Genomic DNA, 241 nt, shown 5'->3' with positions numbered 1-241 from the left:
ATGAGCGACACAGGAAAGGAACACGGCGTCATTGGATCTGCAAACGCAGTAACGATGGCGGGCCGTGCAAACGACCGCAACGTGCCACGGCCACGTGATCTGCCGGGAATAGTGATATTTATCCATGGCGTCAATGATCCTGGCGCGAACTACAAAACCGTGGAGCAGGGCCTTTGCCAAGGTTTGGGGGAACGTCTTAATAGGCCCGACTTCGTTCCCGGGACCTATGGCGCTGCGTACG

General features: G+C 56.8%; 1 protein-coding gene. It reads left to right on the top strand.

Annotated elements, in window-relative coordinates; translation table 11 throughout:
* Positions 1–241 (top strand): T6SS effector phospholipase Tle3 domain-containing protein (locus tag SB717_RS39065; protein ID WP_410908651.1); only part of this gene is annotated, 241 nt, incomplete at both ends.

The sequence above is a fragment of the Priestia sp. SIMBA_032 genome (genome assembly GCF_046535215.1).
Taxonomy (GTDB): Bacteria; Bacillota; Bacilli; order Bacillales; family Bacillaceae_H; genus Priestia; species Priestia aryabhattai.
Note: the sequence above shows the minus strand (reverse complement) of the source record. Positions and strands in the feature narration are given on the sequence as shown.